At 53.2% G+C, this 25,081-nt stretch carries 19 protein-coding genes, 6 tRNA genes and 3 rRNA genes; 4 read left to right on the top strand and 24 right to left on the bottom strand.

Going from position 1 to position 25,081, the window contains the following annotated elements; all coding sequences use genetic code 11:
- Nucleotides 1-222 precede the first annotated feature (222 nt).
- From rplL to BWI76_RS01435, 11 genes are all read right to left on the bottom strand, one after another.
- Nucleotides 223-588, bottom strand: coding sequence for a 50S ribosomal protein L7/L12 (gene rplL / locus BWI76_RS01495; RefSeq protein ID WP_004097645.1), 366 nt, complete (start codon nt 586-588; stop codon nt 223-225).
- A 66-nt stretch (nt 589-654) separates the two neighbouring features.
- Nucleotides 655-1,152 carry a 50S ribosomal protein L10 gene (gene rplJ / locus BWI76_RS01490; RefSeq protein WP_004870486.1) on the bottom strand — a complete coding sequence of 166 codons (498 nt, stop codon included), beginning with the start codon at nt 1,150-1,152 and terminating at the stop codon, nt 655-657.
- Nucleotides 1,153-1,447: 295 nt separating this feature from the next.
- Nucleotides 1,448-2,152: a 50S ribosomal protein L1 gene (rplA, locus tag BWI76_RS01480; protein WP_004097642.1), complete on the bottom strand. Its 705-nt coding sequence runs from the start codon at nt 2,150-2,152 to the stop codon at nt 1,448-1,450.
- Between the two features lie 3 nt (nt 2,153-2,155).
- Nucleotides 2,156-2,584 (bottom strand): 50S ribosomal protein L11, encoded by a 429-nt coding sequence (rplK, locus tag BWI76_RS01475; RefSeq protein ID WP_004097640.1) that lies wholly within the window; start codon nt 2,582-2,584, stop codon nt 2,156-2,158.
- Nucleotides 2,585-2,737: 153 nt separating this feature from the next.
- Nucleotides 2,738-3,283: a transcription termination/antitermination protein NusG gene (nusG, locus tag BWI76_RS01470; RefSeq protein ID WP_002438628.1), complete on the bottom strand. Its 546-nt coding sequence runs from the start codon at nt 3,281-3,283 to the stop codon at nt 2,738-2,740.
- 1 nt (nt 3,284) lies between these two features.
- Entirely contained in the window at nt 3,285-3,668 is a 384-nt protein-coding gene (gene secE, locus BWI76_RS01465) for a preprotein translocase subunit SecE (protein ID WP_004097638.1), read from the bottom strand.
- A 232-nt stretch (nt 3,669-3,900) separates the two neighbouring features.
- A complete protein-coding gene (tuf, locus tag BWI76_RS01455) occupies nt 3,901-5,085 on the bottom strand; it encodes an elongation factor Tu (RefSeq protein WP_004097636.1) in 1,185 nt (394 codons plus the stop codon).
- Nucleotides 5,086-5,201: 116 nt separating this feature from the next.
- A tRNA-Thr gene (locus tag BWI76_RS01450) sits at nt 5,202-5,277 on the bottom strand.
- A gap of 5 nt (nt 5,278-5,282) precedes the next feature.
- Nucleotides 5,283-5,357 (bottom strand) — tRNA-Gly (locus BWI76_RS01445).
- A gap of 119 nt (nt 5,358-5,476) precedes the next feature.
- Nucleotides 5,477-5,561 (bottom strand) — tRNA-Tyr (locus BWI76_RS01440).
- 10 nt (nt 5,562-5,571) lie between these two features.
- Nucleotides 5,572-5,647 (bottom strand) — tRNA-Thr (locus tag BWI76_RS01435).
- Nucleotides 5,648-6,085: 438 nt separating this feature from the next.
- Here BWI76_RS01435 and coaA point away from each other — a divergent pair.
- Nucleotides 6,086-7,036 carry a type I pantothenate kinase gene (gene coaA / locus BWI76_RS01430; RefSeq protein ID WP_004127574.1) on the top strand — a complete coding sequence of 317 codons (951 nt, stop codon included), beginning with the start codon at nt 6,086-6,088 and terminating at the stop codon, nt 7,034-7,036.
- A 25-nt stretch (nt 7,037-7,061) separates the two neighbouring features.
- On the opposite strand, the gene birA is transcribed toward coaA, so the two are convergent.
- The 11 genes from birA to pepQ all read right to left on the bottom strand — a co-directional run bounded on the left by birA (nt 7,062) and on the right by pepQ (nt 18,667).
- Nucleotides 7,062-8,024, bottom strand: a complete 963-nt coding sequence (birA, locus tag BWI76_RS01425) for a bifunctional biotin--[acetyl-CoA-carboxylase] ligase/biotin operon repressor BirA (RefSeq protein ID WP_004127571.1) — start codon at nt 8,022-8,024, stop codon at nt 7,062-7,064.
- Entirely contained in the window at nt 8,021-9,049 is a 1,029-nt protein-coding gene (gene murB, locus BWI76_RS01420; RefSeq protein ID WP_004870477.1) for a UDP-N-acetylmuramate dehydrogenase, read from the bottom strand. The genes birA and murB overlap by 4 nt, the downstream gene beginning before the upstream one ends.
- Before the next feature lie 168 nt (nt 9,050-9,217).
- Nucleotides 9,218-9,333: ribosomal RNA gene (rrf, locus tag BWI76_RS01415) — 5S ribosomal RNA — on the bottom strand.
- A gap of 70 nt (nt 9,334-9,403) precedes the next feature.
- Nucleotides 9,404-12,310, bottom strand: a 23S ribosomal RNA gene (locus BWI76_RS01410).
- Nucleotides 12,311-12,489: 179 nt separating this feature from the next.
- A tRNA-Ala gene (locus BWI76_RS01405) sits at nt 12,490-12,565 on the bottom strand.
- Between the two features lie 39 nt (nt 12,566-12,604).
- Nucleotides 12,605-12,681 (bottom strand) — tRNA-Ile (locus BWI76_RS01400).
- A 71-nt stretch (nt 12,682-12,752) separates the two neighbouring features.
- Nucleotides 12,753-14,292 (bottom strand): 16S ribosomal RNA (locus BWI76_RS01395).
- The 16S, 23S and 5S rRNA genes sit together here with 2 tRNA genes alongside, the layout of an rRNA operon.
- 391 nt (nt 14,293-14,683) lie before the next feature.
- Complete coding sequence (hemG, locus tag BWI76_RS01390) at nt 14,684-15,217, bottom strand: menaquinone-dependent protoporphyrinogen IX dehydrogenase (protein WP_004870475.1); 534 nt, start codon at nt 15,215-15,217, stop codon at nt 14,684-14,686.
- 11 nt (nt 15,218-15,228) lie between these two features.
- Complete coding sequence (trkH, locus tag BWI76_RS01385) at nt 15,229-16,680, bottom strand: Trk system potassium transporter TrkH (RefSeq protein WP_004097624.1); 1,452 nt, start codon at nt 16,678-16,680, stop codon at nt 15,229-15,231.
- Between the two features lie 41 nt (nt 16,681-16,721).
- Nucleotides 16,722-17,336, bottom strand: coding sequence for an IMPACT family protein (locus tag BWI76_RS01380; protein ID WP_004870471.1), 615 nt, complete (start codon nt 17,334-17,336; stop codon nt 16,722-16,724).
- Nucleotides 17,336-18,667 (bottom strand): Xaa-Pro dipeptidase, encoded by a 1,332-nt coding sequence (gene pepQ, locus BWI76_RS01375; RefSeq protein WP_004870469.1) that lies wholly within the window; start codon nt 18,665-18,667, stop codon nt 17,336-17,338. Before pepQ ends, BWI76_RS01380 begins: the two co-directional genes overlap by 1 nt.
- Nucleotides 18,668-18,858: 191 nt before the next feature.
- Here pepQ and fadB point away from each other — a divergent pair, with 191 nt between their 5' ends.
- The 3 genes from fadB (at nt 18,859) to BWI76_RS01355 (ending at nt 22,659) form a co-directional block, all read left to right on the top strand.
- A complete protein-coding gene (fadB, locus tag BWI76_RS01365; protein WP_004870467.1) occupies nt 18,859-21,048 on the top strand; it encodes a fatty acid oxidation complex subunit alpha FadB in 2,190 nt (729 codons plus the stop codon).
- Between the two features lie 9 nt (nt 21,049-21,057).
- Nucleotides 21,058-22,221, top strand: coding sequence for an acetyl-CoA C-acyltransferase FadA (gene fadA / locus BWI76_RS01360; protein ID WP_004870465.1), 1,164 nt, complete (start codon nt 21,058-21,060; stop codon nt 22,219-22,221).
- A gap of 126 nt (nt 22,222-22,347) precedes the next feature.
- Entirely contained in the window at nt 22,348-22,659 is a 312-nt protein-coding gene (locus tag BWI76_RS01355; protein ID WP_004870464.1) for a hypothetical protein, read from the top strand.
- 44 nt (nt 22,660-22,703) lie between these two features.
- On the opposite strand, the gene fre is transcribed toward BWI76_RS01355, so the two are convergent.
- Nucleotides 22,704-23,405: an NAD(P)H-flavin reductase gene (gene fre, locus BWI76_RS01350; protein WP_004870462.1), complete on the bottom strand. Its 702-nt coding sequence runs from the start codon at nt 23,403-23,405 to the stop codon at nt 22,704-22,706.
- 54 nt (nt 23,406-23,459) lie between these two features.
- Nucleotides 23,460-24,929: a 4-hydroxy-3-polyprenylbenzoate decarboxylase gene (gene ubiD, locus BWI76_RS01345; RefSeq protein WP_024360609.1), complete on the bottom strand. Its 1,470-nt coding sequence runs from the start codon at nt 24,927-24,929 to the stop codon at nt 23,460-23,462.
- Nucleotides 24,930-25,081 lie beyond the last annotated feature (152 nt).

Genomic DNA, 25,081 nt, shown 5'->3' with positions numbered 1-25,081 from the left:
CCTGTTTCTATCACGCTTAAACCATTTCATTGCGATTTACACAGCTCAGGAACCCTAACCTGTCGCAGTATATTAAGTCGTCTATAGAAACAAGCATTGTCAGGACAACCAGCAGTCAAACAGTGTGAAATTCTACTGGCGCCTTACAGCGCAAAAAGGCTGGTGACTAAAAAGTCACCAGCCATCAGCCTGATTTCTCAGGCTGCAACCGGAAAGGTTGGCTTATTTAACTTCAACTTCAGCGCCAGCTTCTTCCAGAGATTTTTTCAGTGCTTCAGCGTCATCTTTGCTCACGCCTTCTTTCAGAGCGGCCGGAGCAGATTCTACCAGGTCTTTAGCTTCTTTCAGACCCAGGCCAGTTGCGCCACGTACTGCTTTGATAACGGCAACTTTGTTAGCGCCAATACCTTTCAGAATTACGTCGAATTCAGTTTTTTCTTCAGCAGCTTCAACCGGGCCAGCAGCTACAGCTACAGCAGCAGCAGCGGAAACACCGAATTTTTCTTCCATTGCAGAGATCAGCTCAACAACGTCCATTACGGACATAGCGGATACTGCTTCAATGATTTGATCTTTAGTGATAGACATTTAAATTGTTCCTGAATATCAGAATAAGTTTATACGTAAGCGAATGCTTTACAAAGACAACTGCGATTAAGCAGCTTCTTTCGCATCGCGTACAGCAGCCAGAGTGCGAACCAGTTTGCCAGCCGAAGCTTCTTTCATGGTTGCCATCAGGCGTGCAATTGCTTCTTCGTAGGTCGGCAGAGTTGCCAGGCGGTCGATTTGCGACGCCGGGATCAGCTCACCTTCAAAGGCTGCGGCTTTGACCTCAAATTTTGCATTCGCTTTCGCGAACTCTTTGAACAGACGAGCGGCAGCGCCCGGGTGTTCCATAGAGTATGCAATCAGGGTCGGACCAATAAACGTGTCTTTCAGGCACTCGAAAGGAGTACCTTCAACGACGCGGCGCAGCAGGGTGTTACGAACAACACGCATGTATACGCCAGCTTCACGACCTGCTTTACGCAGTTCAGTCATTTTGTCTACAGTCACGCCACGGGAATCCGCAACTACTGCAGACAGCGCGCCTTTGGCTACTTCGCTGACTTCAGCAACAATCGCTTGTTTGTCTTGAAGATTTAAAGCCATTAGCTTTGCTCCTGGATGTTTGCCAGAGCTCATGCTCTGGAACTCACTTCACTCGACTCAAAGAGAAGAGCGTCTTAATACGGTGAGCAGAAACAAGCCAGAGTATCCAAAAATAATCTTAGCGTTCTGTCACCGTCTACGCAGGGCATTAAGTCTCTTGCGAAACACCTGCGGTCTTCGACGGAGGCCTGGATAGGCCAGGCTCCAACGAACAAATCTTTTTATCTGCTAACTTTCGTTAACAAACGTGGGGGGTAAGATTGTAGACAAATTCACCGCCCACGTAAAGCTAATCTTAGTTCGCAGAAGCGCTCAGACCAGCCTGATCAACGGCAACGCCAGCACCCATGGTGGTGGAGATGCTGATTTTCTTGATGTACACGCCTTTAGCCTGAGTCGGTTTCGCTTTTTTCAGCGCAACCAGCAGAGCTTCCAGGTTTTCTTTCAGTTTATCAGCGTCAAAATCCACTTTACCGATGGTGGTGTGGATGATGCCGTTTTTGTCGTTACGGTAACGAACCTGACCTGCTTTAGCGTTCTTAACCGCTTCAGCAACGTTCGGCGTTACGGTACCCACTTTCGGGTTTGGCATCAGGCCGCGCGGACCCAGAACCTGGCCCAGCTGGCCAACAACGCGCATTGCATCCGGGGAAGCAATGACAACGTCAAAGTTCATTTCGCCTTTTTTGATCTGGTCAGCCAGATCTTCCATACCTACCAGCTCTGCGCCAGCAGCTTTAGCTGCTTCAGCGTTAGGGCCCTGGGCAAATACGGCTACGCGAACTGAACGGCCAGTACCGTGCGGCAGTACGGTCGCGCCACGAACGTTCTGGTCAGATTTACGAGCGTCGATGCCGAGGTTAACGGCAACATCAACGCTTTCAACGAACTTAGCAGTAGCCAGTTCTTTCAGCAGAGAGATGGCTTCGTTGATGTCGTACTGTTTGGTCGCATCAACTTTGTCACGAATCACGGACATGCGCTTGGTCAGTTTAGCCATTTCTTAATCCTCCACTACCAGGCCCATGGAACGTGCAGTACCTTCAATGGAGCGAGTCATCGCTTCAATGTCGGAACCAGTCATGTCGGCAGCTTTGGTCTGCGCGATTTCCTGCAGCTGAGCGCGGGAAATTTTACCTACTTTGTCTTTGTTCGGTTTACCGGAACCAGACTTGATACCAGCCGCTTTTTTCAGCAGAACTGCTGCCGGCGGAGTTTTGGTAACGAAGGTGAAAGAACGGTCAGCGTAAACGGTAATAACAACCGGGATCGGCAGACCTTTTTCCAGGGATTCAGTTTTTGCGTTGAACGCTTTGCAGAATTCCATGATGTTCACACCCTGCTGACCCAGTGCTGGACCAACCGGCGGACTCGGGTTTGCCATACCAGCTGCAACCTGCAGCTTGACATAGGCTTGTACTTTCTTAGCCATGTAAATTTCCTCGTTTGGGTGTAGCGCCTGAAAAGGCTCCCCGTGATAAATATCGCTTTATGGGAATCAGACCCATAAAAACAAAAGGCGCGAAATTGTATGTCAATTCCGCGCCTCATGCAACGATTAAAACGTTGCTTTTTTGATCGGCTGTTAGGCTTTTTCTACCTGAGCGAAGTCCAGTTCAACCGGCGTCGCACGACCGAAGATAGAAACGGACACTTTCAGACGAGACTTCTCGTAGTCCACTTCTTCAACCACACCGTTAAAGTCGGCAAATGGACCGTCGCTAACGCGAACCATTTCACCCGGCTCAAACAGCGTTTTCGGCCGCGGCTTATCGCCAACCTGCTGCAGGCGGTTCATGATCGCGTCGACTTCTTTGTCACTGATCGGTGCCGGACGGTCAGACGTACCGCCGATGAAACCCATCACGCGCGGTACGCTGCGCACCAGGTGCCAGCTCGCGTCGTTCATCACCATCTGGACCAGCACGTAGCCCGGGAAGAATTTGCGTTCGCTTTTACGACGCTGGCCGCCGCGGATTTCGACCACTTCTTCGGTCGGCACCATGACTTCGCCAAACAGCTCTTCCATATTGTGTAATTTGATATGTTCACGCAACGAGGTAGCTACGCGACCTTCAAAACCGGAAAACGCCTGAACGACGTACCAGCGTTTTTTAGGAGCTTCAGACATCTCAGAACCTCAGGCCAGTGATAAAGGATACCAGGCGAACCAGAATACCATCCAGTCCCCACAGGATCAGTGACATTACGGCTGTCACTGCGGCAACAATCAGCGTGGTATGCAACGTTTCCTGGCGAGTCGGCCAGATCACCTTGCGGACTTCGGTTCTCGCTTCACGAGCGAAGGCGACTGTCGCCTTACCTTTTGTCGTTAACAGCGCGACACCGCCCGCTGCAGCGATCAGAATCACTACAGCCAGCGCACGCACTGCCAGCATAATGTCACGATAAAGGAAGTTGCCGACGATGGCCACGACCAGCAGCACGACTACGATTGTCCACTTCATCGCTTCGAGGCCGCGCCCGCTCCCTTGAGCTTCGGTATTCGCACTCATAAACCAACCTGTCACAAGAATTCAGACAAATAACTTCACCCCGCATGAGATGCGAGGCGACCAAACCGAAATGCTCTGCTGCGTTTCGGACTTAACGCCCTCTTCAGAGCCTGTCTCAGCAATGATTATGATCCAAAAAATCACTGATGAGCCAGGTTCTGGTGTGAAAGCGTGCAAAAAGGGCATCAAATGATGCCCTTTTATTGCGCATTGCGTCAAATGTTATCAGCAATTAGCCGAGAACTTTAGCAACCACGCCCGCGCCAACGGTACGGCCACCTTCACGGATTGCGAAACGCAGACCGTCGTCCATCGCGATCGGGTGGATCAGGGTAACAACCATTTTGATGTTGTCGCCCGGCATGACCATCTCTACGCCTTCCGGCAGTTCGATGGTGCCAGTCACGTCAGTTGTACGGAAGTAGAACTGCGGACGGTAGCCTTTGAAGAACGGAGTATGACGGCCGCCTTCGTCTTTGGACAGAATGTACACTTCAGATTCGAACTTGGTGTGCGGCTTGATGGAACCCGGCTTAGCCAGTACCTGACCACGTTCGATTTCTTCACGTTTGATACCACGCAGCAGAACACCAACGTTCTCACCAGCACGGCCTTCGTCCAGCAGTTTGCGGAACATTTCAACGCCAGTACAGGTAGACTTCGCAGTCTCTTTGATACCAACGATTTCAACTTCTTCGCCAACTTTGATGATACCGCGCTCGACACGACCGGTAACAACGGTACCACGACCGGAGATGGAGAATACGTCTTCGATCGGCAGCAGGAACGGCTTGTCAATCGCACGCTCTGGTTCCGGGATGTAAGAATCCAGGTAGCCAGCCAGTTCGATGATTTTCGCTTCCCAGTCTGCGTCGCCTTCCAGCGCTTTCAGAGCGGAACCACGAACGATCGGGGTGTCGTCGCCCGGGAAATCGTACTGGGACAGAAGTTCACGAACTTCCATTTCAACCAGTTCAAGCAGCTCTTCGTCATCAACCATGTCGCATTTGTTCAGGAACACGATGATGTACGGAACGCCTACCTGACGACCCAGCAGGATGTGCTCACGAGTCTGCGGCATCGGGCCGTCAGTCGCAGCAACAACCAGGATCGCGCCGTCCATCTGCGCAGCACCGGTGATCATGTTTTTAACATAGTCGGCGTGGCCCGGGCAGTCTACGTGCGCGTAGTGGCGAGTCGGGGTGTCATATTCAACGTGAGACGTGTTGATGGTGATACCACGAGCTTTTTCTTCCGGCGCGTTATCGATCTGATCGAATGCGCGAGCAGAACCACCGTAGGTTTTAGCCAGAACGGTAGTGATTGCAGCGGTCAGCGTTGTTTTACCATGGTCAACGTGGCCGATAGTACCGACGTTAACGTGCGGTTTTGTACGTTCAAACTTTTCTTTAGACATCGATTGTCCCTCTAAGACACGGATAAATCGGTGATATCACCACATCAACCGGGCAACATGCCCGACTTGTTGAATGCAATAAACTAGAGAGAAACAGGGGAGGAGAGATAAAGAAGTGGTGCTGATACCCAGAGTCGAACTGGGGACCTCACCCTTACCAAGGGTGCGCTCTACCAACTGAGCCATATCAGCACGTTTGGAGCGGGCAGCGGGAATCGAACCCGCATCATCAGCTTGGAAGGCTGAGGTAATAGCCATTATACGATGCCCGCATCCTGAAACTCGGCTACCCAGTTCTTTCTATAACAAAAAAAAGAGAAGCGTCTCTTTTTCTGTTTGAGCTGACCAGTTTAACCAATCAACTCTGGCTCCGCAAAGCGTTGCCGAAAGATGGTGGTGGGGGAAGGATTCGAACCTTCGAAGTCGATGACGGCAGATTTACAGTCTGCTCCCTTTGGCCGCTCGGGAACCCCACCAGGCACTTGATGGTGCCGACTACCGGAATCGAACTGGTGACCTACTGATTACAAGTCAGTTGCTCTACCTACTGAGCTAAGTCGGCATCAAGTAGCGCGCATTCTAGGGAGACCTGCGAGTTCATGCAACTAAAAAATTGCAGAAAATGTTCTATTGCTCACATTTTGTGCTCAAACGAGAAAAAATGGTGTAATTTCAAACAGGGCCGGACAAAAATACGCCAACCTTCTTCACAAATACGGTTAACGAGGAGGGCAAAAGGCATATCCAAACCGCGAAAGCGGCATCGATTCCTCACAGCCTCTCCATAAGATGCAATGAAAACTCACTGGCTTCTACCGAGGACTTTATATCCCCTTACCAAACCATTCATCTCTGTGATGCTACCTTTAGAAAGCATCATTCAATGAGTTTTTTTCTTATTATTCCGCGCAATCTGGTGTTACCCTCCTGCCCATTGTCCTGATTAACTAGTGTGAAGCACCCCGCCTTCATGTAATTCGGCGGTTGCAAGAGCATGCTTATGAGCCTAAAAGAGCAAACGTTAATGACACCGTATCTACAATTTAACCGCGACCAATGGGCTGCACTGCGTGATTCCGTTCCGATGACGCTAACAGAAGAAGAAATCACGCGGTTAAAAGGCATCAACGAAGATCTTTCCCTGGAAGAAGTTGCAGAGATTTATTTGCCGCTGTCGCGTTTACTCAATTTCTATATCAGCTCTAATTTGCGCCGGCAGGCTGTACTGGAACAATTCCTTGGCACCAACGGCCAGCGTATTCCTTATATCATCAGCATTGCGGGTAGCGTGGCGGTCGGGAAGAGCACCACCGCGCGCGTACTACAGGCGTTACTTAGCCGCTGGCCTGAGCATCGACATGTAGAATTGATTACGACAGATGGTTTTCTGCACCCTAACGCAGTATTGAAAGAACGTGGACTGATGAAGAAGAAAGGCTTCCCGCAGTCTTACGATATGCATCGCCTGGTTAAATTCGTCTCCGACCTGAAATCCGGTGTACCTGACGCTACGGCCCCGGTCTATTCACATCTCATTTATGACGTGATTCCGGATGGGGATAAGACGGTCACTCAGCCTGATATATTAATTCTTGAGGGATTAAATGTTTTGCAGAGTGGAATGGATTACCCTCACGATCCGCATCATGTATTTGTTTCCGACTTCGTTGATTTTTCAATTTATGTGGATGCGCCAGAAGAGTTGCTCAAAACCTGGTATATCAATCGTTTTCTGAAATTCCGCGAAGGGGCGTTTACCGACCCGGACTCTTATTTCCATAACTATGCTCAGTTGTCTAAAGACGAAGCTATTAATATTGCCACATCGCTATGGAATGAGATTAATCTTTTGAATTTAAAAGAGAATATTTTACCAACGCGTGAGCGAGCCAGCCTTATCATGACAAAAAGCGCAAACCACTCAGTCAATCAGGTGCGGTTAAGGAAATAAAAAGGGGAGCGCTGGCTCCCCTTTTTCATTCAGCGCCTCGCAATGAGATCTCACCGCCAATCCAAGGTTTTATCACCCCTTCTTGTTCCAGTAATAATGCGCCTTGAGCATCAATACCTCGAGAAATGCCAAAGATCTCTTTATCGCCAATAATAAGTTTAACCGGACGGTTAATAAAGTTATCGAGCTTTTCCCAGCGGCCCAGATAGGGCGCCAGGCCCTCATTCTCAAAAAGTTTAAAACCTGCCCGCAGCTCTTTAATCAGACAAGCGGCTAACTGATTACGATCGATAGAGATCCCGGCCTCCTGCAGGCTGATCCAGCCCTGATTGACAACATCAGACTCCACGCGGCGCATCATGAGATTAATCCCCGCGCCGCTGACTATCTGTGCCGCATCGCCGGTTTTCCCCGTCAGTTCCACCAGGATCCCGGACAGTTTGCGGTCCTGCAAATAGAGGTCGTTCGGCCATTTCACCCGTACTTTATCCGCCCCCAGGCTCTGCAGCACCTCGGCAATGACGATCCCGATGACCAGACTCAAACCTATAGCCGCAGCAGGCCCCTGCTCCAGTCGCCAGTACATTGAAAGGTAAAGATTAGACCCAAACGGCGAGAACCACTTGCGCCCGCGGCGGCCGCGGCCAGCCTGCTGATACTCAGCCACGCAGGCATCACCAGATTGCAGTTCGCTGAGCCGGTCCAGAAGATACTGGTTCGTGGAATCTATCACCGGTAGTACGGTTACCCGACCATGCTCAATCTGCCTGGCGATCTGCTCTTCGTCCAGTAGCTGGATAGGCTCAGGGAGACTGTAGCCTTTGCCCGGAACGGTGAACACGTCGACTCCCCAATCACGCAACGTTTGAATATGCTTGTTGATCGCTGCCCGGCTCATTCCTAAACGCTCGCCAAGCTGTTCACCTGAGTGAAATTCAGCATCAGCCAGTATCGATATTAGCGTCAAAGGAACGGTGTAGTCTTTCATGCAATAGTCTCCTCGGCATTGACTTCACCCGTTTCGCCAATAAAGCGCACCTCCGGCTGTAGCCAAATATCAAACTTCTCACCAACCTGTTGACGTACGTAGTGAGCCAATTCAACCACATCTTCACTGGTTGCCTGATTATGATTGATTAATACCAATGCCTGCTGGCTATGTACCGCTGCGCCGCCCATGACTTTGCCTTTAAGCTGGCATTGATCGATAAGCCAGCCGGCGGCTAGCTTCATGCTGCCATCAGGCTGAGGATAGTGGGGGATGTTCGGATAGGCAGCCAGCAGTGCTTGAGCCTTGTCTGCGCTAACGACCGGATTCTTAAAGAAGCTCCCCGCATTTCCATTCACTTTGGGATCGGGAAGTTTGGTCATGCGCATATGACATACGGCATCAAACACCTGCCGAGGGGTAACGGTTTGCGGATCAAGCCGGGTTAAATCGCCGTAGGTCAAAACGGGTTGCCACTCTTTTGGTAACATCAAACCAACGGCCACAATCGCGTAGCGATCTTGATATTCATGCTTAAAAATACTGTCCCGGTAGCCAAAACGACATTCCGCGGCGAAAAGGCGCAGTTTCTCACCAGTCGCTAACTCAACGCAATCGACGTACTGGCAAACCTTTTGTAATTCAACGCCGTAAGCACCAATATTTTGAATCGGCGAGGAGCCGGTGCAGCCAGGAATCAGGGCAAGATTTTCCAGGCCAGGCATGCCGTTATTCAACGCAAACTGCACTAGCTGATGCCAGTTCTCTCCTGCGCCAACATGCAAATGCCACGCGTCTGGTGTTTCACTCACTTCGATTCCCATAATACGGTTAATAATCACCGTACCGGCATAATCCTTCAGGAACAGAACATTGCTTCCTTCACCAAGGATCAGGATTGGCTGGCGCTGTGCAGCGGCATTTTGCCAGGCATCCAGTAGCTGTTTTTCAGTTTCGGCGCGAACAATCGTTTTGGCAGAACGGTCAATACCGAAGGTATTCCAGGGCTTAAGTGAGTGGCTCATAATGGCTTCCAGATGCAAAATCTGCATTAGTTTACCGTATATAGCGAGGGAAGGCTTGCCTGAATGTCAGGGGGACCAGGAACCATGACGTTACCAAAGTCCAGTCATTCGCAGACCACAAAAACGCAAAAAGCCCATCCGTCAGGATGGGCTCTTCACTTAATTGATGCCTGGCAGTTCCCTACTCTCACATGGGGAGACCCCACACTACCATCGGCGCTACGGCGTTTCACTTCTGAGTTCGGCATGGGGTCAGGTGGGACCACCGCGCTAGTGCCGCCAGGCAAATTCTGTTTAATCTGTATCAGGCTGAAAATCTTTCTCTCAAATCCGCCAAAACATCTTCGGCGTTGTAAGGTTAAGCCTCACGGTTCATTAGTACCGGTTAGCTCAACGCATCGCTGCGCTTACACACCCGGCCTATCAACGTCGTCGTCTTCAACGTTCCTTCAGGACCCTTAAAGGGTCAGGGAGAACTCATCTCGGGGCAAGTTTCGTGCTTAGATGCTTTCAGCACTTATCTCTTCCGCATTTAGCTACCGGGCAATGCCATTGGCATGACAACCCGAACACCAGTGATGCGTCCACTCCGGTCCTCTCGTACTAGGAGCAGCCCCCCTCAATTCTCCAGCGCCCACGGCAGATAGGGACCGAACTGTCTCACGACGTTCTAAACCCAGCTCGCGTACCACTTTAAATGGCGAACAGCCATACCCTTGGGACCTACTTCAGCCCCAGGATGTGATGAGCCGACATCGAGGTGCCAAACACCGCCGTCGATATGAACTCTTGGGCGGTATCAGCCTGTTATCCCCGGAGTACCTTTTATCCGTTGAGCGATGGCCCTTCCATTCAGAACCACCGGATCACTATGACCTGCTTTCGCACCTGCTCGCGCCGTCACGCTCGCAGTCAAGCCAGCTTATGCCATTGCACTAACCTCCTGATGTCCGACCAGGATTAGCTGACCTTCGTGCTCCTCCGTTACTCTTTAGGAGGAGACCGCCCCAGTCAAACTACCCACCAGACACTGTCCGCAACCCCGATTAGGGGCCCACGTTAGAACACCAGCCATTAAAGGGTGGTATTTCAAGGATGGCTCCATGCAGACTGGCGTCCACACTTCAAAGCCTCCCACCTATCCTACACATCAAGGACCAGTGTTCAGTGTCAAGCTATAGTAAAGGTTCACGGGGTCTTTCCGTCTTGCCGCGGGTACACTGCATCTTCACAGCGAGTTCAATTTCACTGAGTCTCGGGTGGAGACAGCCTGGCCATCATTACGCCATTCGTGCAGGTCGGAACTTACCCGACAAGGAATTTCGCTACCTTAGGACCGTTATAGTTACGGCCGCCGTTTACCGGGGCTTCGATCAAGAGCTTCTCCTTACGGATAACCCCATCAATTAACCTTCCGGCACCGGGCAGGCGTCACACCGTATACGTCCACTTTCGTGTTTGCACAGTGCTGTGTTTTTAATAAACAGTTGCAGCCAGCTGGTATCTTCGACTGATTTCAGCTCCATGGGTAAACCACTTCACCTACATATCAGCGTGCCTTCTCCCGAAGTTACGGCACCATTTTGCCTAGTTCCTTCACCCGAGTTCTCTCAAGCGCCTTGGTATTCTCTACCTGACCACCTGTGTCGGTTTGGGGTACGATTTGATGTTACCTGATGCTTAGAGGCTTTTCCTGGAAGCAGGGCATTTGTCACTTCAGCACCGTAGTGCCTCGTCATCACACCTCAGCGTTAATAACGTTCCGGATTTACCTGGAACATCCGCCTACATGCTTAAACCGGGACAACCGTCGCCCGGCCAACATAGCCTTCTCCGTCCCCCCTTCGCAGTAACACCGAGTACAGGAATATTAACCTGTTTCCCATCGACTACGCCTTTCGGCCTCGCCTTAGGGGTCGACTCACCCTGCCCCGATTAACGTTGGACAGGAACCCTTGGTCTTCCGGCGTGCGGGTTTTTCACCCGCATTATCGTTACTTATGTCAGCATTCGCACTTCTGATACCTCCAGCAACCCTCACAGGCCACCTTCAACGGCTTACAGAACGCTCCCCTACCCAACAACACATAGTGTCGCTGCCGCAGCTTCGGTGCATGGTTTAGCCCCGTTACATCTTCCGCGCAGGCCGACTCGACCAGTGAGCTATTACGCTTTCTTTAAATGATGGCTGCTTCTAAGCCAACATCCTGGCTGTCTGGGCCTTCCCACATCGTTTCCCACTTAACCATGACTTTGGGACCTTAGCTGGCGGTCTGGGTTGTTTCCCTCTTCACGACGGACGTTAGCACCCGCCGTGTGTCTCCCGTGATAACATTCTTCGGTATTCGTAGTTTGCATCGGGTTGGTAAGTCGGGATGACCCCCTAGCCGAAACAGTGCTCTACCCCCGAAGATGAATTCACGAGGCGCTACCTAAATAGCTTTCGGGGAGAACCAGCTATCTCCCGGTTTGATTGGCCTTTCACCCCCAGCCACAAGTCATCCGCTAATTTTTCAACATTAGTCGGTTCGGTCCTCCAGTTAGTGTTACCCAACCTTCAACCTGCCCATGGCTAGATCACCGGGTTTCGGGTCTATACCCTGCAACTTAACGCCCAGTTAAGACTCGGTTTCCCTGCGGCTCCCCTATACGGTTAACCTTGCTACAGAATATAAGTCGCTGACCCATTATACAAAAGGTACGCAGTCACCCCATAAAGAGGCTCCTACTGCTTGTACGTACACGGTTTCAGGTTCTTTTTCACTCCCCTCGCCGGGGTTCTTTTCGCCTTTCCCTCACGGTACTGGTTCACTATCGGTCAGTCAGGAGTATTTAGCCTTGGAGGATGGTCCCCCCATATTCAGACAGGATACCACGTGTCCCGCCCTACTCTTCGAGTTCACAGCCTGTGTGTTTTAGTGTACGGGAGTATCACCCTGTACCCTGCGACTTTCCAGACGCTTCCACTAACACACAAGCTGATTCAGACTCCGGGCTGCTCCCCGTTCGCTCGCCGCTACTGGGGGAATCTCGGTTGATTTCTTTTCCTCGGGGTACTTAGATGTTTCAGTTCCCCCGGTTCGCCTCGTTTGACTATGTATTCATCAAACGATAGTGCAACGAATTGCACTGGGTTTCCCCATTCGGACATCGCCGGCTATAACGGTTCATATCACCTTACCGACGCTTTTCGCAGATTAGCACGTCCTTCATCGCCTCTGACTGCCAGGGCATCCACCGTGTACGCTTAGTCGCTTAACCTCACAACCCGAAGATGTTTCGTGAAACATCATCGTGTCGCGAAAATTTGAGAGACTCGAACACACATTAGCTGTGTGTCGTTTCAATTTTCAGCTTGATCCAGATTTTTAAAGAGCAAAACTTCGCAGTGAACCTTTTCAGGTACACTCTGAAGTTTTCTTGTGGTGTGCAGTAAAAGATGGTGGAGCTATGCGGGATCGAACCGCAGACCTCCTGCGTGCAAAGCAGGCGCTCTCCCAGCTGAGCTATAGCCCCATCGTAGTTAAAACCTCTTCAAATTCACCGTGATGAATTTGGTAGGCCTGAGTGGACTTGAACCACCGACCTCACCCTTATCAGGGGTGCGCTCTAACCACCTGAGCTACAAGCCTGCAGAGATTTTTTACTGCTTATTTTTCATCAGACAATCTGTGTGGACACTACAAAGGCAGGTTCTTTCAGGTAAGGAGGTGATCCAACCGCAGGTTCCCCTACGGTTACCTTGTTACGACTTCACCCCAGTCATGAATCACAAAGTGGTAAGCGCCCTCCCGAAGGTTAAGCTACCTACTTCTTTTGCAACCCACTCCCATGGTGTGACGGGCGGTGTGTACAAGGCCCGGGAACGTATTCACCGTGGCATTCTGATCCACGATTACTAGCGATTCCGACTTCATGGAGTCGAGTTGCAGACTCCAATCCGGACTACGACATACTTTATGAGGTCCGCTTGCTCTCGCGAGGTCGCTTCTCTTTGTATATGCCATTGTAGCACGTGTGTAGCCCTACTCGTAAGGGCCATGATGACTTGACGTCATCCCCACCTTCCTCCAGTTTATCACTGGCAGTCTCCTTTGAGTTCCCGGCCGGACCGCTGGCAACAAAGGATAAGGGTTGCGCTCGTTGCGGGACTTAACCCAACATTTCACAACACGAGCTGACGACAGCCATGCAGCACCTGTCTCAGAGTTCCCGAAGGCACCAAAGCATCTCTGCTAAGTTCTCTGGATGTCAAGAGTAGGTAAGGTTCTTCGCGTTGCATCGAATTAAACCACATGCTCCACCGCTTGTGCGGGCCCCCGTCAATTCATTTGAGTTTTAACCTTGCGGCCGTACTCCCCAGGCGGTCGACTTAACGCGTTAGCTCCGGAAGCCACTCCTCAAGGGAACAACCTCCAAGTCGACATCGTTTACAGCGTGGACTACCAGGGTATCTAATCCTGTTTGCTCCCCACGCTTTCGCACCTGAGCGTCAGTCTTTGTCCAGGGGGCCGCCTTCGCCACCGGTATTCCTCCAGATCTCTACGCATTTCACCGCTACACCTGGAATTCTACCCCCCTCTACAAGACTCCAGCCTGCCAGTTTCGAATGCAGTTCCCAGGTTGAGCCCGGGGATTTCACATCCGACTTGACAGACCGCCTGCGTGCGCTTTACGCCCAGTAATTCCGATTAACGCTTGCACCCTCCGTATTACCGCGGCTGCTGGCACGGAGTTAGCCGGTGCTTCTTCTGCGGGTAACGTCAATCGACAAGGTTATTAACCTTATCGCCTTCCTCCCCGCTGAAAGTACTTTACAACCCGAAGGCCTTCTTCATACACGCGGCATGGCTGCATCAGGCTTGCGCCCATTGTGCAATATTCCCCACTGCTGCCTCCCGTAGGAGTCTGGACCGTGTCTCAGTTCCAGTGTGGCTGGTCATCCTCTCAGACCAGCTAGGGATCGTCGCCTAGGTGAGCCGTTACCCCACCTACTAGCTAATCCCATCTGGGCACATCTGATGGCAAGAGGCCCGAAGGTCCCCCTCTTTGGTCTTGCGACGTTATGCGGTATTAGCTACCGTTTCCAGTAGTTATCCCCCTCCATCAGGCAGTTTCCCAGACATTACTCACCCGTCCGCCACTCGTCACCCGAGAGCAAGCTCTCTGTGCTACCGTTCGACTTGCATGTGTTAGGCCTGCCGCCAGCGTTCAATCTGAGCCATGATCAAACTCTTCAATTTAAGTTTGATGCTCGTGAATTAAACTTCGTAATGAATTACGTGTTCACTCTTTGAGACTTGGTATTCATTTTTCGTCCGAAGACGTTAAGAATCCATGTCACTTTGAGTGCCCACACAGATTGTCTGATAAATTGTTAAAGAGCAGTGCAACGCGGCTTTCGCTCACCGTTGCGAGGTCCCGTATAATACGTTTTCCTCATTCAGAGTCAAGCGTTTAATTTCGCTTTTCTCTGTCGGCATTCATCGCTGAATCCCGCTGACCCGGCGGCTTGCGTGCCGTTGTTCCGTGTCAGTGGGAGCGCATTATAGGGAGTAATTCCGAAGTGACAAGGGGAAATTTCAAAAAACTTTTCGTTCGCTCAACTTTCCATCACCAGGGTGATTTAACGCGCTATTTGCTGGTCATTTGCGCAATTTCCCGCGCAAATCTGCCCACCTGCTGCCAGTCGGTATACACCACTTCTTTACTAACATCCGTTTCGCCGCCGGTCATCTTCATAATAAGGCGAATCATAAACCGATCGTACCAACGATAGCGTGGATAGCGAAGCGCTCCGGCAAATACCGCGCAGTGCTGCGGCTGCCAGGGCGAGTTGAGCAGAAACTTTCGCGTGTAGCTGTTGGTCTGCGGCGTTCGTTTTTCTGGCTTACGCGCGACGAGGTTAACCGAGAAAAATGCTCCCGGCAGCGCCTGCAGCGACTGAAGATGCGTTTTGACAAACCGCTCCAGCGCGGGATGAAAGTGACCATAGCGGATTGATGCGCCAATCACGACGCGATCGTATAAAGGCCACTCCACCTCATTAGTACGGTTGAGGTCAATCGTATCCGCATCAATCCCCTGCTCTTTTAATTCAGATGCCAGATAGGAGGCGATTTCACGCGTCTGTCCGTCGCGGGTAGAAAATAGAATCAAAGTTTTCACAGGCACTCCTGTTATTCGCGCCAGAAAGTCGGAGTAAATAGCACCAGCAAGGTGAACACTTCCAGACGACCAAACAGCATATTAGCAATCAAGATCCATTTTGCGACAGGGTTCATCGTCGCAAAGTTATCCGCCACCACGCCCAGTCCCGGGCCAAGGTTATTCAGCGTCGCGACGACCGAAGCAAAGGCCGAGAAATCATCCACGCCGGTGGCGATAATCGCCAGCATACTAATGATAAACACCAGCGCATAGGCGGAGAAAAATCCCCAAACGGCTTCAAGGATACGTTCCGGCAACGCACGGTTCCCCAGTTTAATACTGTATACCGCATTAGGGTGTACCAGCCGTTTAAGCTCACGGTTACCCTGCTTGAAAAGCAGAAGAATACGGATAACCTTCAAACCACCGCCCGTCGACCCGGCGCAGCCGCCGATAAAAGCCGAGCAGAGCAGAAGGACCGGTAAGAATAGCGGCCAGCGCGCGATACTGTCGGTAGTGAATCCTGCCGTTGTCGCCATCGAAACAACCTGGAAGAACGCCTGGTTCACCGTCATGAGTGCAGAACTGTATACATCATGCAGCCACAGCACCAGAGTACATACCACCACCAGCGTGAGCTGCACGCCGATAAACATGCGGAATTCGGGATCGCGCCAGTACACTTTCAGGCTGCGCCCGCTGAGTAATGAAAAGTGCAGGCCGTAGTTACAGCCCGATATCAGCAAGAAAATAGCAATAATGGAGTTAATCGTTGGGCTATTAAAGTAGCCCACGCTGGCGTCATGGGTAGAGAATCCGCCAATCGCAATCGTCGAGAAGCTATGCCCGATGGCGTCGAACGCCGGCATACCGGCAAACCACAGCGCCAGCGCGCAGGCCACCGTCAGTAAGACATAAATAAGCCACAGCGTTTTCGCCGTTTCAGCGATTCGCGGCCGCATTTTATTATCTTTCAGCGGCCCGGGCATTTCCGCCCGATACAGCTGCATCCCCCCGACGCCCAGTATCGGCAGTATCGCTACCGCCAGCACGATGATCCCCATCCCGCCAAACCATTGCAGCATCTGGCGATAGAAAAGAATGGCGTGAGGTAATGAGTCAAGCCCTACCAGCGTGGTTGCCCCGGTCGTTGTCAAACCCGAGAAAGATTCAAAGAAGGCATCCGTGATGCTCAGGTTAGGCTGCTCAGAGAAGATAAAGGGCAGCGAGCCGACGCTTCCGAGCACCGTCCAGAACAGCACGACGATAAGAAATCCTTCGCGGGATTTCAGTTCGCCCTTCTCACGACGGTTAGGCCACCACAGCAGCGAGCCGATCGCCAGGGCGACAAAAAAGGTCTGTGTAAACGCCCGCCCCGCGCCATCGCGATATATCAGGGCTATTAATCCCGGGAGGATCATTGTCCCCGAAAACAAAATGACCAGCAGTCCAACGATTCGGGTTATCGCGCGAAAATGCATCTCTGGCGCTTCCTTTGATATGCAAAAAAATCAGGTGGGGATTATTCGTCAATCTTCAGTAATTGCAACGAACCGCGACTAAAATCAGCCAGTTTTGCTGAAAAAAGCGCCACTTCAGCCTGAGGAAGCGCCACGCGCAGCTGAACAGACGCTTGATATTCGCTCTCGACAATTTTCCCTGAGAATTGAGCCAACAGCGTTTCAATCCCGGCCAACTGCCCGTATTCACACTGCACAGTATATGCGGTCAGCGGCGTCTTGCGCTGTGTTGCGAGCTGCGCAAGCGCCTGATGCACGCCGCCGCCGTACGCTTTGACCAGACCGCCGGTGCCGAGCAGAATACCACCGTAGTAGCGCACGACGACAGCGGTTATCTCGCCGACGCCGCTGCCCATAAGCTGCGCCAGCATCGGCTTACCCGCCGTCCCCGCCGGTTCGCCATCATCGGAAAATCCCAGTTGCTGCGAGTCATTTGGCGGCCCGGCGACCCACGCCACGCAGTGGTGACGGGCATCCAGATGATCAGCCCTAACTGACTCGACAAACGCTTTTGCCGCCGCTACGCCGTCGGTATGCGCCAACAGCGTGATAAAGCGGCTCTTTTTGATCTCTTCCACAAAGGTGACCGGCGCGGCCGGTATCAACCAGCTTTCCATTACGCCAGTTTCAGATCGCGCGTCATGTTTTCAATACTGTTTTCGTGGATCACGACGTTGTCTTCAATACGAATACCGCCAAACGGTTTCAGCGCTTCAATTTTCTGCCAGTTGAAGTGTTTGCTGAACTGCCCTTCGCGCCACGGCGCCAGCAGCGATTCGATAAAGTAGATGCCCGGTTCAATCGTCAATACCATCCGCGGCTGCAGCACGCGCGTGCAGCGCAGGTAGGGATATTTTGCCGGCGCGGCCAGATGGGTACCGGTATCATCCTGCATAAAGCCCGCGACATCATGAACCTGCAGACCCAGAGGATGGCCAATGCCGTGCGGCATAAACGGTCCGGTCAGGTCGTTTTCCACCATCGCTTCTTCGCTCATCTCTTTGACTATTTGATGTTTGCGCAGCAGTTTGGCAATACGCTGATGGAACTGGACATGATAATCCACGTAGCTCACGCCCGCCTTCATGGTGCTAATCAGCGCCAGCTGTTCATCATTAACGTCTTTAACCAGCTGAGCATAGTCGTTATCGCCATGCGCCGCCCAGGTACGCGTCAGGTCCGCCGCATAGCCGTTATATTCCGCGCCCGCATCCAGCAGGAAGCTGCGCAACTCCGCCGGCGCGCGGTGATCCAGCTTAGTGTAATGCAGAACGGAAGCGTGTTCGTTCAGCGCCACAATGTTGCTGTACGGTACATCGGTGTCGCGATGGCCGGTAGCAGTCAGATAGGCCTGGTTAATATCAAACTCGCTCATCCCGGAGAGGAACGCTTCATGAGCGGCCTGATGACCGTTAACCGCCGACTTCTGCGCTTCGCGCATACAGGCCAGCTCATAGTCAGTTTTATAAGAGCGGTAGTAGTGCAGATAATCAATCACCCCTTTCGGGTTGATTTTATCCGCCGCGAGTTCTAACCCCAGCGCGCGTTCCGGTACCGGTCCGATATACGCGATATTGCCGCGGGCGGCGGGTAGCTGGCTGCCGATACCGTCCGCTTTCGGCAGGGCAATGACTTCCACCTCTTCGGTCCAGAACGAAGTTGGCAGCGGTTCCACGTTATGCCAGTAGTCGACCGGCAGGTAGAACCACAGTTTCGGTTTGTTGACACCGTCCACCAGCAGCCAGCAGTTAGGGACCTGGGTAACCGGCACCCAGGCTTTGAACTGCGGGTTGACCTTGAACGGATACGGATGATCGTCAAGGAAGACGTTGAACAGTTCACCGGAGTGAATCAGCAGGGCATCCAGCTTAAAGCGGGCCAGAACATCACGGGTACGCTCTTGTAGGGTAACGATATGATTTTTATAGAGACCGGCAAGGGATTCCATCTTTTATCCTTTGATTTTATGAGATCGTGATGTTTCGCATCTTAGCACAATGACCTCAAACGGGGTGATCTCTACCGGGTGTGATCCGACCAGCATTTATTTAAAGTCTTATTTGCAATTTCTTAACATAAAATCCACACTCCGTCTCATCTGGTACGACCAGATCATATTGCTGGATTCAGGAGACTGACATGCTCTACAAAGGCGACACCCTGTACCTCGACTGGCGGGAAGACGGCATTGCCGAACTGGTATTCGATGCCCCCGGCTCGGTCAACAAGCTCGATACCGCAACCGTAGCCAGCCTCGGTGAAGCGCTGGACGTACTGGAAAAACAAAAAGATCTTAAAGGGCTGCTGCTGCGCTCCGAAAAAGCCGCTTTTATCGTCGGCGCGGATATCACCGAATTTCTTTCTCTGTTCCTGGTTCCCGAAGAACAGCTCAGCCAGTGGCTACATTTCGCTAATAGCGTATTTAATCGCCTGGAAGATTTGCCGGTTCCGACCATCTCCGCCGTCAACGGCTATGCGCTGGGCGGCGGCTGCGAATGCGTACTGGCGACCGATTATCGCCTGGCGACGCCGGACCTGCGCATTGGTCTGCCGGAAACGAAGCTGGGCATCATGCCGGGCTTTGGCGGCTCGGTGCGGATGCCGCGCATGCTTGGCGCGGACAGCGCGCTGGAAATCATTGCCGCAGGTAAAGACCTCGGCGCCGAACAGGCCTTAAAAATCGGCCTCGTCGACGGCGTGGTTAAACATGAAAAACTGATCGATGGCGCAGTAGCCATTCTGCGTCAGGCCATTAACGGCGACCTGGACTGGAAAGCGAAGCGCCAGCCGAAGCTGGAGCCGCTTCACCTGAGTAAAATTGAAGCCGCAATGAGTTTTACCATCGCCAAAGGCATGGTGGCGCAAACCGCCGGGAAACACTACCCGGCCCCGCTTACCGCCGTTAAAACCATTGAAGCCGCCGCCCGCTTTGGCCGCGAAGAAGCGCTGAACCTGGAAAACAAAAGTTTCGTCCCGCTGGCGCATACCAACGAGGCGCGCGCGCTGGTCGGTATCTTCCTCAACGATCAGTACGTCAAAGCGAAAGCGAAGAAGCTGACGAAAGATGTCGACACGCCAAAACACGCGGCCGTGCTGGGCGCGGGGATTATGGGCGGCGGTATTGCATACCAGTCGGCCTGGAAAGGCGTGCCGGTGGTCATGAAGGATATTAACGACAAATCGCTGACGCTGGGCATGACCGAAGCGGCGAAGCTGCTGAATAAACAGCTTGAGCGCGGCAAAATCGATGGGCTCAAGATGGCCGGCGTCATTTCCACTATTCAGCCAACCCTGGATTACGCCGGCTTTGAGCGCGTGGACGTCGTGGTCGAAGCCGTCGTTGAGAACCCAAAAGTGAAAAAAGCGGTACTGGCGGAAACCGAAGAGAAGGTGCGCCCGGATACCGTGCTGGCCTCCAACACCTCGACCATCCCTATCAGCGAGCTGGCCAGCGTCCTGCAGCGCCCGGAAAACTTCTGCGGCATGCACTTCTTTAACCCGGTGCATCGCATGCCGCTGGTTGAAGTGATCCGCGGCGATAAAACCTCGGATAAGACCATTGCCAAAGTCGTCGCCTGGGCCAGCAAAATGGGCAAAACGCCGATTGTGGTCAACGACTGCCCCGGCTTCTTCGTCAACCGCGTACTGTTCCCCTACTTCGCCGGTTTCAGCCAGCTGCTGCGCGATGGCGCGGACTTCCGCAAGGTCGACAAAGTGATGGAAAAACAGTTTGGCTGGCCGATGGGGCCCGCCTATCTGCTGGACGTCGTGGGCATTGATACCGCGCATCACGCGCAGGCGGTCATGGCGGCGGGCTTCCCGCAGCGAATGCAGAAAGAGTATCGCGATGCGATCGATGCGCTATTCGACGCCAAGCGTTTCGGCCAGAAAAACGGCCTTGGCTTCTGGCGCTACAAAGAAGACAGCAAAGGTAAGCCGAAGAAGGAAGAGGATACTGTCGTCGATAGCCTGCTGGCGGAAGTCAGCCAGCCGAAGCGCGATTTCAGCGATGAAGAGATTATCGCCCGGATGATGATCCCGATGGTCAACGAAGTGGTGCGCTGTCTCGAAGAGGGCATTATTGCCAGCCCGGCGGAAGCCGATATGGCGCTGGTTTATGGCCTGGGCTTCCCTCCGTTCCACGGCGGCGCGTTCCGCTGGCTCGATACGCTCGGTAGCGCAAAATATCTCGATATGGCGCAGCAGTACCAGCACCTCGGCCCGCTATACGACGTGCCGGAAGGATTGCGCAGCAAAGCGCGTCATAACGAACCGTACTATCCCCCGGTTGAGCCTGCCCGTGCGCCAGGCGACCTGAAAACGGCTTAAGGAGTCACAATGGAACAGGTTGTCATTGTCGATGCAGTTCGTACCCCGATGGGCCGTTCGAAGGGCGGCGCCTTTCGCCACGTGCGTGCGGATGATCTCTCCGCGCACCTGATGCGTAGCCTGCTTTCGCGTAATCCGTCTCTTGAGGCGAGCGCGATCGACGATATTTACTGGGGCTGCGTCCAGCAGACCCTGGAACAGGGCTTCAACATTGCCCGCAACGCGGCGTTGCTGGCGGAGATCCCGCATTCGGTACCCGCCACCACGGTCAATCGGCTGTGCGGTTCTTCTATGCAGGCGCTTCACGACGCGGCGCGTATGATCATGACCGGCGATGCCAGCGTCTGCCTGATTGGCGGCGTAGAGCATATGGGCCACGTTCCGATGAGCCACGGCGTGGATTTCCATCCCGGACTGAGCCGTAACGTCGCCAAAGCCGCCGGAATGATGGGTCTGACGGCAGAAATGCTGGCGCGTCTGCACGGCATCAGCCGGGAAATGCAGGACCAGTTCGCCGCCCGCTCCCACGCTCGCGCCTGGGCCGCGACGCAGTCCGGCGCATTCAAGACGGAGATCATCCCGACCGGCGGTCACGACGCCGACGGTGTGCTGAAGTCTTACAGCTACGATGAAGTCATTCGCCCGGAGACGACGGTAGAAGCGCTGGCCGCGCTGAGACCCGCGTTCGATCCGGTCACCGGCACCGTGACGGCGGGAACCTCTTCCGCCCTCTCCGATGGCGCCGCAGCGATGTTGTTAATGAGCGAAAGCCGCGCCCGCGAACTGGGCCTGAAGCCTCGCGCTCGCGTGCGCTCGATGGCTGTCGTCGGCTGCGATCCGTCAATAATGGGCTATGGCCCGGTTCCCGCGTCAAAACTGGCGCTGAAAAAGGCCGGGCTCAGCGCCAGCGATATCGATGTGTTCGAGATGAACGAAGCTTTTGCCGCCCAGATCCTACCGTGCATTAAAGATCTGGGGCTGATGGAACAGATAGACGAGAAGATCAACCTCAACGGCGGCGCGATCGCCCTGGGCCATCCGCTCGGCTGTTCCGGCGCGCGCATTAGCACTACGTTGATCAACCAGATGGAGCGTAAAGACGCGCAGTTCGGCCTAGCCACCATGTGTATTGGTTTAGGTCAGGGGATCGCAACGGTATTTGAGCGGGTTTAATCGAAGAGTTAATCCCCGAAATAGTTTAGTTGCCGTTCTTCCCGCCTGTCAGGGGCGGGTTTTTTATTTCTACCGATCCGTTATTATCCCCATGTACCTAATGATTATTAAGGATAATGAAGAGTGATGAAAACACTCCCAATCATTTTTCTGCTAACCACGTTCTCTGCCGCAGCGCTCGCCAGCGAACAGGATAGCGCTCAGGCATGCCTTTCCAGGGGGATCAGTAAAATGGCGCAGGACCCTGGCAGCGATCGGCTAAAGCATCTGGTCATCACCGACATTAATACCGAACGCTATGATGAGAAGATAGGCAGCCAGCATATCGCGACGCAGCTCACCGCTACGCTGGAAAAAGAAGGGAACCCGGTAGGGAAAATGCTCTGTTTGCTGGAAAACGATCGGCCGCTGTACGTTTACTTCAGCGATGACCGGTAAAAACAGCACCCAGGCCAAAAGCCCGGATGCTTTCAGAGCGGCTATCAGATAAACGCAAAGGCATCGCCAAACAGGCGATCTTCACGCGCGCCGCGCTCGTTGCAGAACAGGTCACGGGCAATTTTCGCCATCTCAAAACGGCCGGCGATATAGATATCATGCTCGCCCAGCGTACCGTAATCCTGCAGAACCGCCGTGAGCACGGTTCCGGTACGGCCACGCCACTCAGCTTCAGGCTGCTCAACAACGGGTTCAACGCGCAGGCCTGGATGCTGCAGGCTTAACGCTTCCAGCTCGGCCAGATCGTAGAGATGCTTCGCTTCGCGTCCGCCCCAGTAGATGGCGATATCGCGGTTCGGATTGCGCGCCAGCGCGGTGAGCAGAATCGAACGCACGTAAGAGAAGCCCGTCCCCCCGGCAATCAAAATCAGCGGGCGTTCTTCATCATCGCGCAGCCAGGCTTCGCCATGCGGCATATCGACCTCGATTTCACGCTCTTTCAGAATACGATCCATCACCGCCATCGCATACAGGTTAAGTTCAGATGCACCGATATGCAGCTCGATAAACTCCTGTTCCGACGGCGTAGAAGCCATGGAGAATGGGCGCTTATCGCGTTCGTCCATCACGACCATCAGATACTGACCAGCCCGGAAGGCAAACGCCGCTTCCGGCACTAATCGAACGCGATACACAGTATCGGTAATCGCCTCCACCGAGGTCACTTTACAGCTTAAGGTTGTCATGCGTCCCCTCTGTCGGGTCTATTGTGCAAAACAGCGGCGTAGCCCCGCTTACTGTTATTTGAAGATAGCCAGTTCGTCCCAGATGGCGTCGACGCGCGCCGTCACCTCAGGATCTTTTTTGATCGGACGACCCCACTCGCGCTGGGTCTCTCCAGGCCATTTGTTTGTGGCATCCAGCCCCATTTTTGAACCCAAACCGGAAACCGGTGAGGCAAAATCCAGATAATCAATTGGCGTATTTTCTACCAGTACCGTATCACGCGCCGGGTCCATACGGGTAGTAATCGCCCAAATCACATCATTCCAGTCGCGCGCATTGACATCGTCATCGCAGACGATAACAAACTTGGTATACATGAACTGACGGAGGAACGACCAGACGCCCATCATGACGCGTTTCGCGTGACCGGCGTACTGCTTCTTCATCGTGACCACCGCCAGGCGATAGGAACAGCCTTCAGGCGGTAAATAGAAATCCACGATTTCAGGAAACTGCTTTTGCAGGATGGGTACGAACACTTCGTTCAGCGCAACGCCCAGTACCGCGGGTTCGTCCGGCGGACGCCCGGTGTAGGTCGAATGGTAGATGGCGTCTTCACGCTGAGTAATATGGGTGACGGTAAAGACCGGGAAGTTATCCACTTCATTGTAGTAGCCCGTATGGTCGCCATACGGGCCTTCCGGCGCCATCTCTCCGGCCTCAATATATCCTTCCAGCACAATCTCCGCGCTGGCGGGCACTTCCAGATCGTTAGAGATGCACTTAACGACTTCGGTTTTCGTGCCGCGCAGCAGCCCGGCAAACGCATACTCGGAGAGGGTATCCGGAACCGGGGTCACCGCCCCGAGAATCGTCGCCGGATCGGCGCCCAACGCGACGGAAACAGGAAAACGCTCGCCTGGATGCGCTGCGCACCACTCCTGGAAGTCCAGCGCGCCGCCGCGATGCGATAGCCAGCGCATAATCAGCTTGTTCTTGCCAATCAGCTGCTGGCGATAAATACCCAAATTTTGCCGCTCTTTATGCGGACCGCGGGTCACCGTTAGCCCCCAGGTGATCAGCGGCGCGGCATCTTCCGGCCAGCAGGTCATGATCGGGATGCGGGTCAGATCCACCTCATCGCCGTGGATGATTTTTTGCTGGCACGGGGCTCCACGCAGACGCTTAGTCGGCATATTCAGCACCTGCTTGAACTGCGGCAGCTTATCAAACAGGTCGCGGAAGCCTTTTGGTGGTTCCGGCTCTTTCAGGAATGCCAGAAGCTTACCCACTTCCCGCAGCGAACTGACATCCTCCTGCCCCATTCCCAGCGCGACTCGCCGCGGCGTGCCGAAAAGATTACACAGCACCGGCATGGCGTAGCCTTTAGGATTTTCGAATAGCAGGGCCGGACCGCCAGCGCGCAATGTGCGGTCGGCAATTTCGGTGATTTCCAGGTGAGGATCGACCGGCAGGGAGATCCGTTTCAATTCCCCCTGCTGCTCCAGTAATGTCAGAAATTCGCGTAGATCGTGGTATTTCATGGAGTTGTTATTGACCTCTATACAGGCGGCTGATTATACGGCGTTCGCCGGAGCTATGCTGTATTTTTGTTAAATTAGCGTGAAAGAACGCTGAAATTTAGTTTTCACCCGCAATGATTTCGCGATCGTACCGGGCTTTTGTTATGCTTGCT

It is taken from the genome of Klebsiella sp. M5al (genome assembly GCF_002090195.1).
Taxonomy (GTDB): domain Bacteria; phylum Pseudomonadota; class Gammaproteobacteria; order Enterobacterales; family Enterobacteriaceae; genus Klebsiella; species Klebsiella grimontii.
Note: the sequence above shows the minus strand (reverse complement) of the source record. Positions and strands in the feature narration are given on the sequence as shown.

Coding starts and splice junctions, on each gene's coding strand:
- rplL (WP_004097645.1), bottom strand. CDS start 588: ATGTCTATCACTAAAGATCAAATCATTGAAGCAGTATCCGCTATGTCC.
- rplJ (WP_004870486.1), bottom strand. CDS start 1,152: ATGGCTTTAAATCTTCAAGACAAACAAGCGATTGTTGCTGAAGTCAGC.
- rplA (WP_004097642.1), bottom strand. CDS start 2,152: ATGGCTAAACTGACCAAGCGCATGTCCGTGATTCGTGACAAAGTTGAT.
- rplK (WP_004097640.1), bottom strand. CDS start 2,584: ATGGCTAAGAAAGTACAAGCCTATGTCAAGCTGCAGGTTGCAGCTGGT.
- nusG (WP_002438628.1), bottom strand. CDS start 3,283: ATGTCTGAAGCTCCTAAAAAACGCTGGTACGTCGTTCAGGCGTTTTCC.
- secE (WP_004097638.1), bottom strand. CDS start 3,668: ATGAGTGCGAATACCGAAGCTCAAGGGAGCGGGCGCGGCCTCGAAGCG.
- tuf (WP_004097636.1), bottom strand. CDS start 5,085: ATGTCTAAAGAAAAGTTTGAACGTACAAAACCGCACGTTAACGTCGGT.
- coaA (WP_004127574.1), top strand. CDS start 6,086: ATGAGCCTAAAAGAGCAAACGTTAATGACACCGTATCTACAATTTAAC.
- birA (WP_004127571.1), bottom strand. CDS start 8,024: ATGAAAGACTACACCGTTCCTTTGACGCTAATATCGATACTGGCTGAT.
- murB (WP_004870477.1), bottom strand. CDS start 9,049: ATGAGCCACTCACTTAAGCCCTGGAATACCTTCGGTATTGACCGTTCT.
- trkH (WP_004097624.1), bottom strand. CDS start 16,680: ATGCATTTTCGCGCGATAACCCGAATCGTTGGACTGCTGGTCATTTTG.
- BWI76_RS01380 (WP_004870471.1), bottom strand. CDS start 17,336: ATGGAAAGCTGGTTGATACCGGCCGCGCCGGTCACCTTTGTGGAAGAG.
- pepQ (WP_004870469.1), bottom strand. CDS start 18,667: ATGGAATCCCTTGCCGGTCTCTATAAAAATCATATCGTTACCCTACAA.
- fadB (WP_004870467.1), top strand. CDS start 18,859: ATGCTCTACAAAGGCGACACCCTGTACCTCGACTGGCGGGAAGACGGC.
- fadA (WP_004870465.1), top strand. CDS start 21,058: ATGGAACAGGTTGTCATTGTCGATGCAGTTCGTACCCCGATGGGCCGT.
- BWI76_RS01355 (WP_004870464.1), top strand. CDS start 22,348: ATGAAAACACTCCCAATCATTTTTCTGCTAACCACGTTCTCTGCCGCA.
- fre (WP_004870462.1), bottom strand. CDS start 23,405: ATGACAACCTTAAGCTGTAAAGTGACCTCGGTGGAGGCGATTACCGAT.
- ubiD (WP_024360609.1), bottom strand. CDS start 24,929: ATGAAATACCACGATCTACGCGAATTTCTGACATTACTGGAGCAGCAG.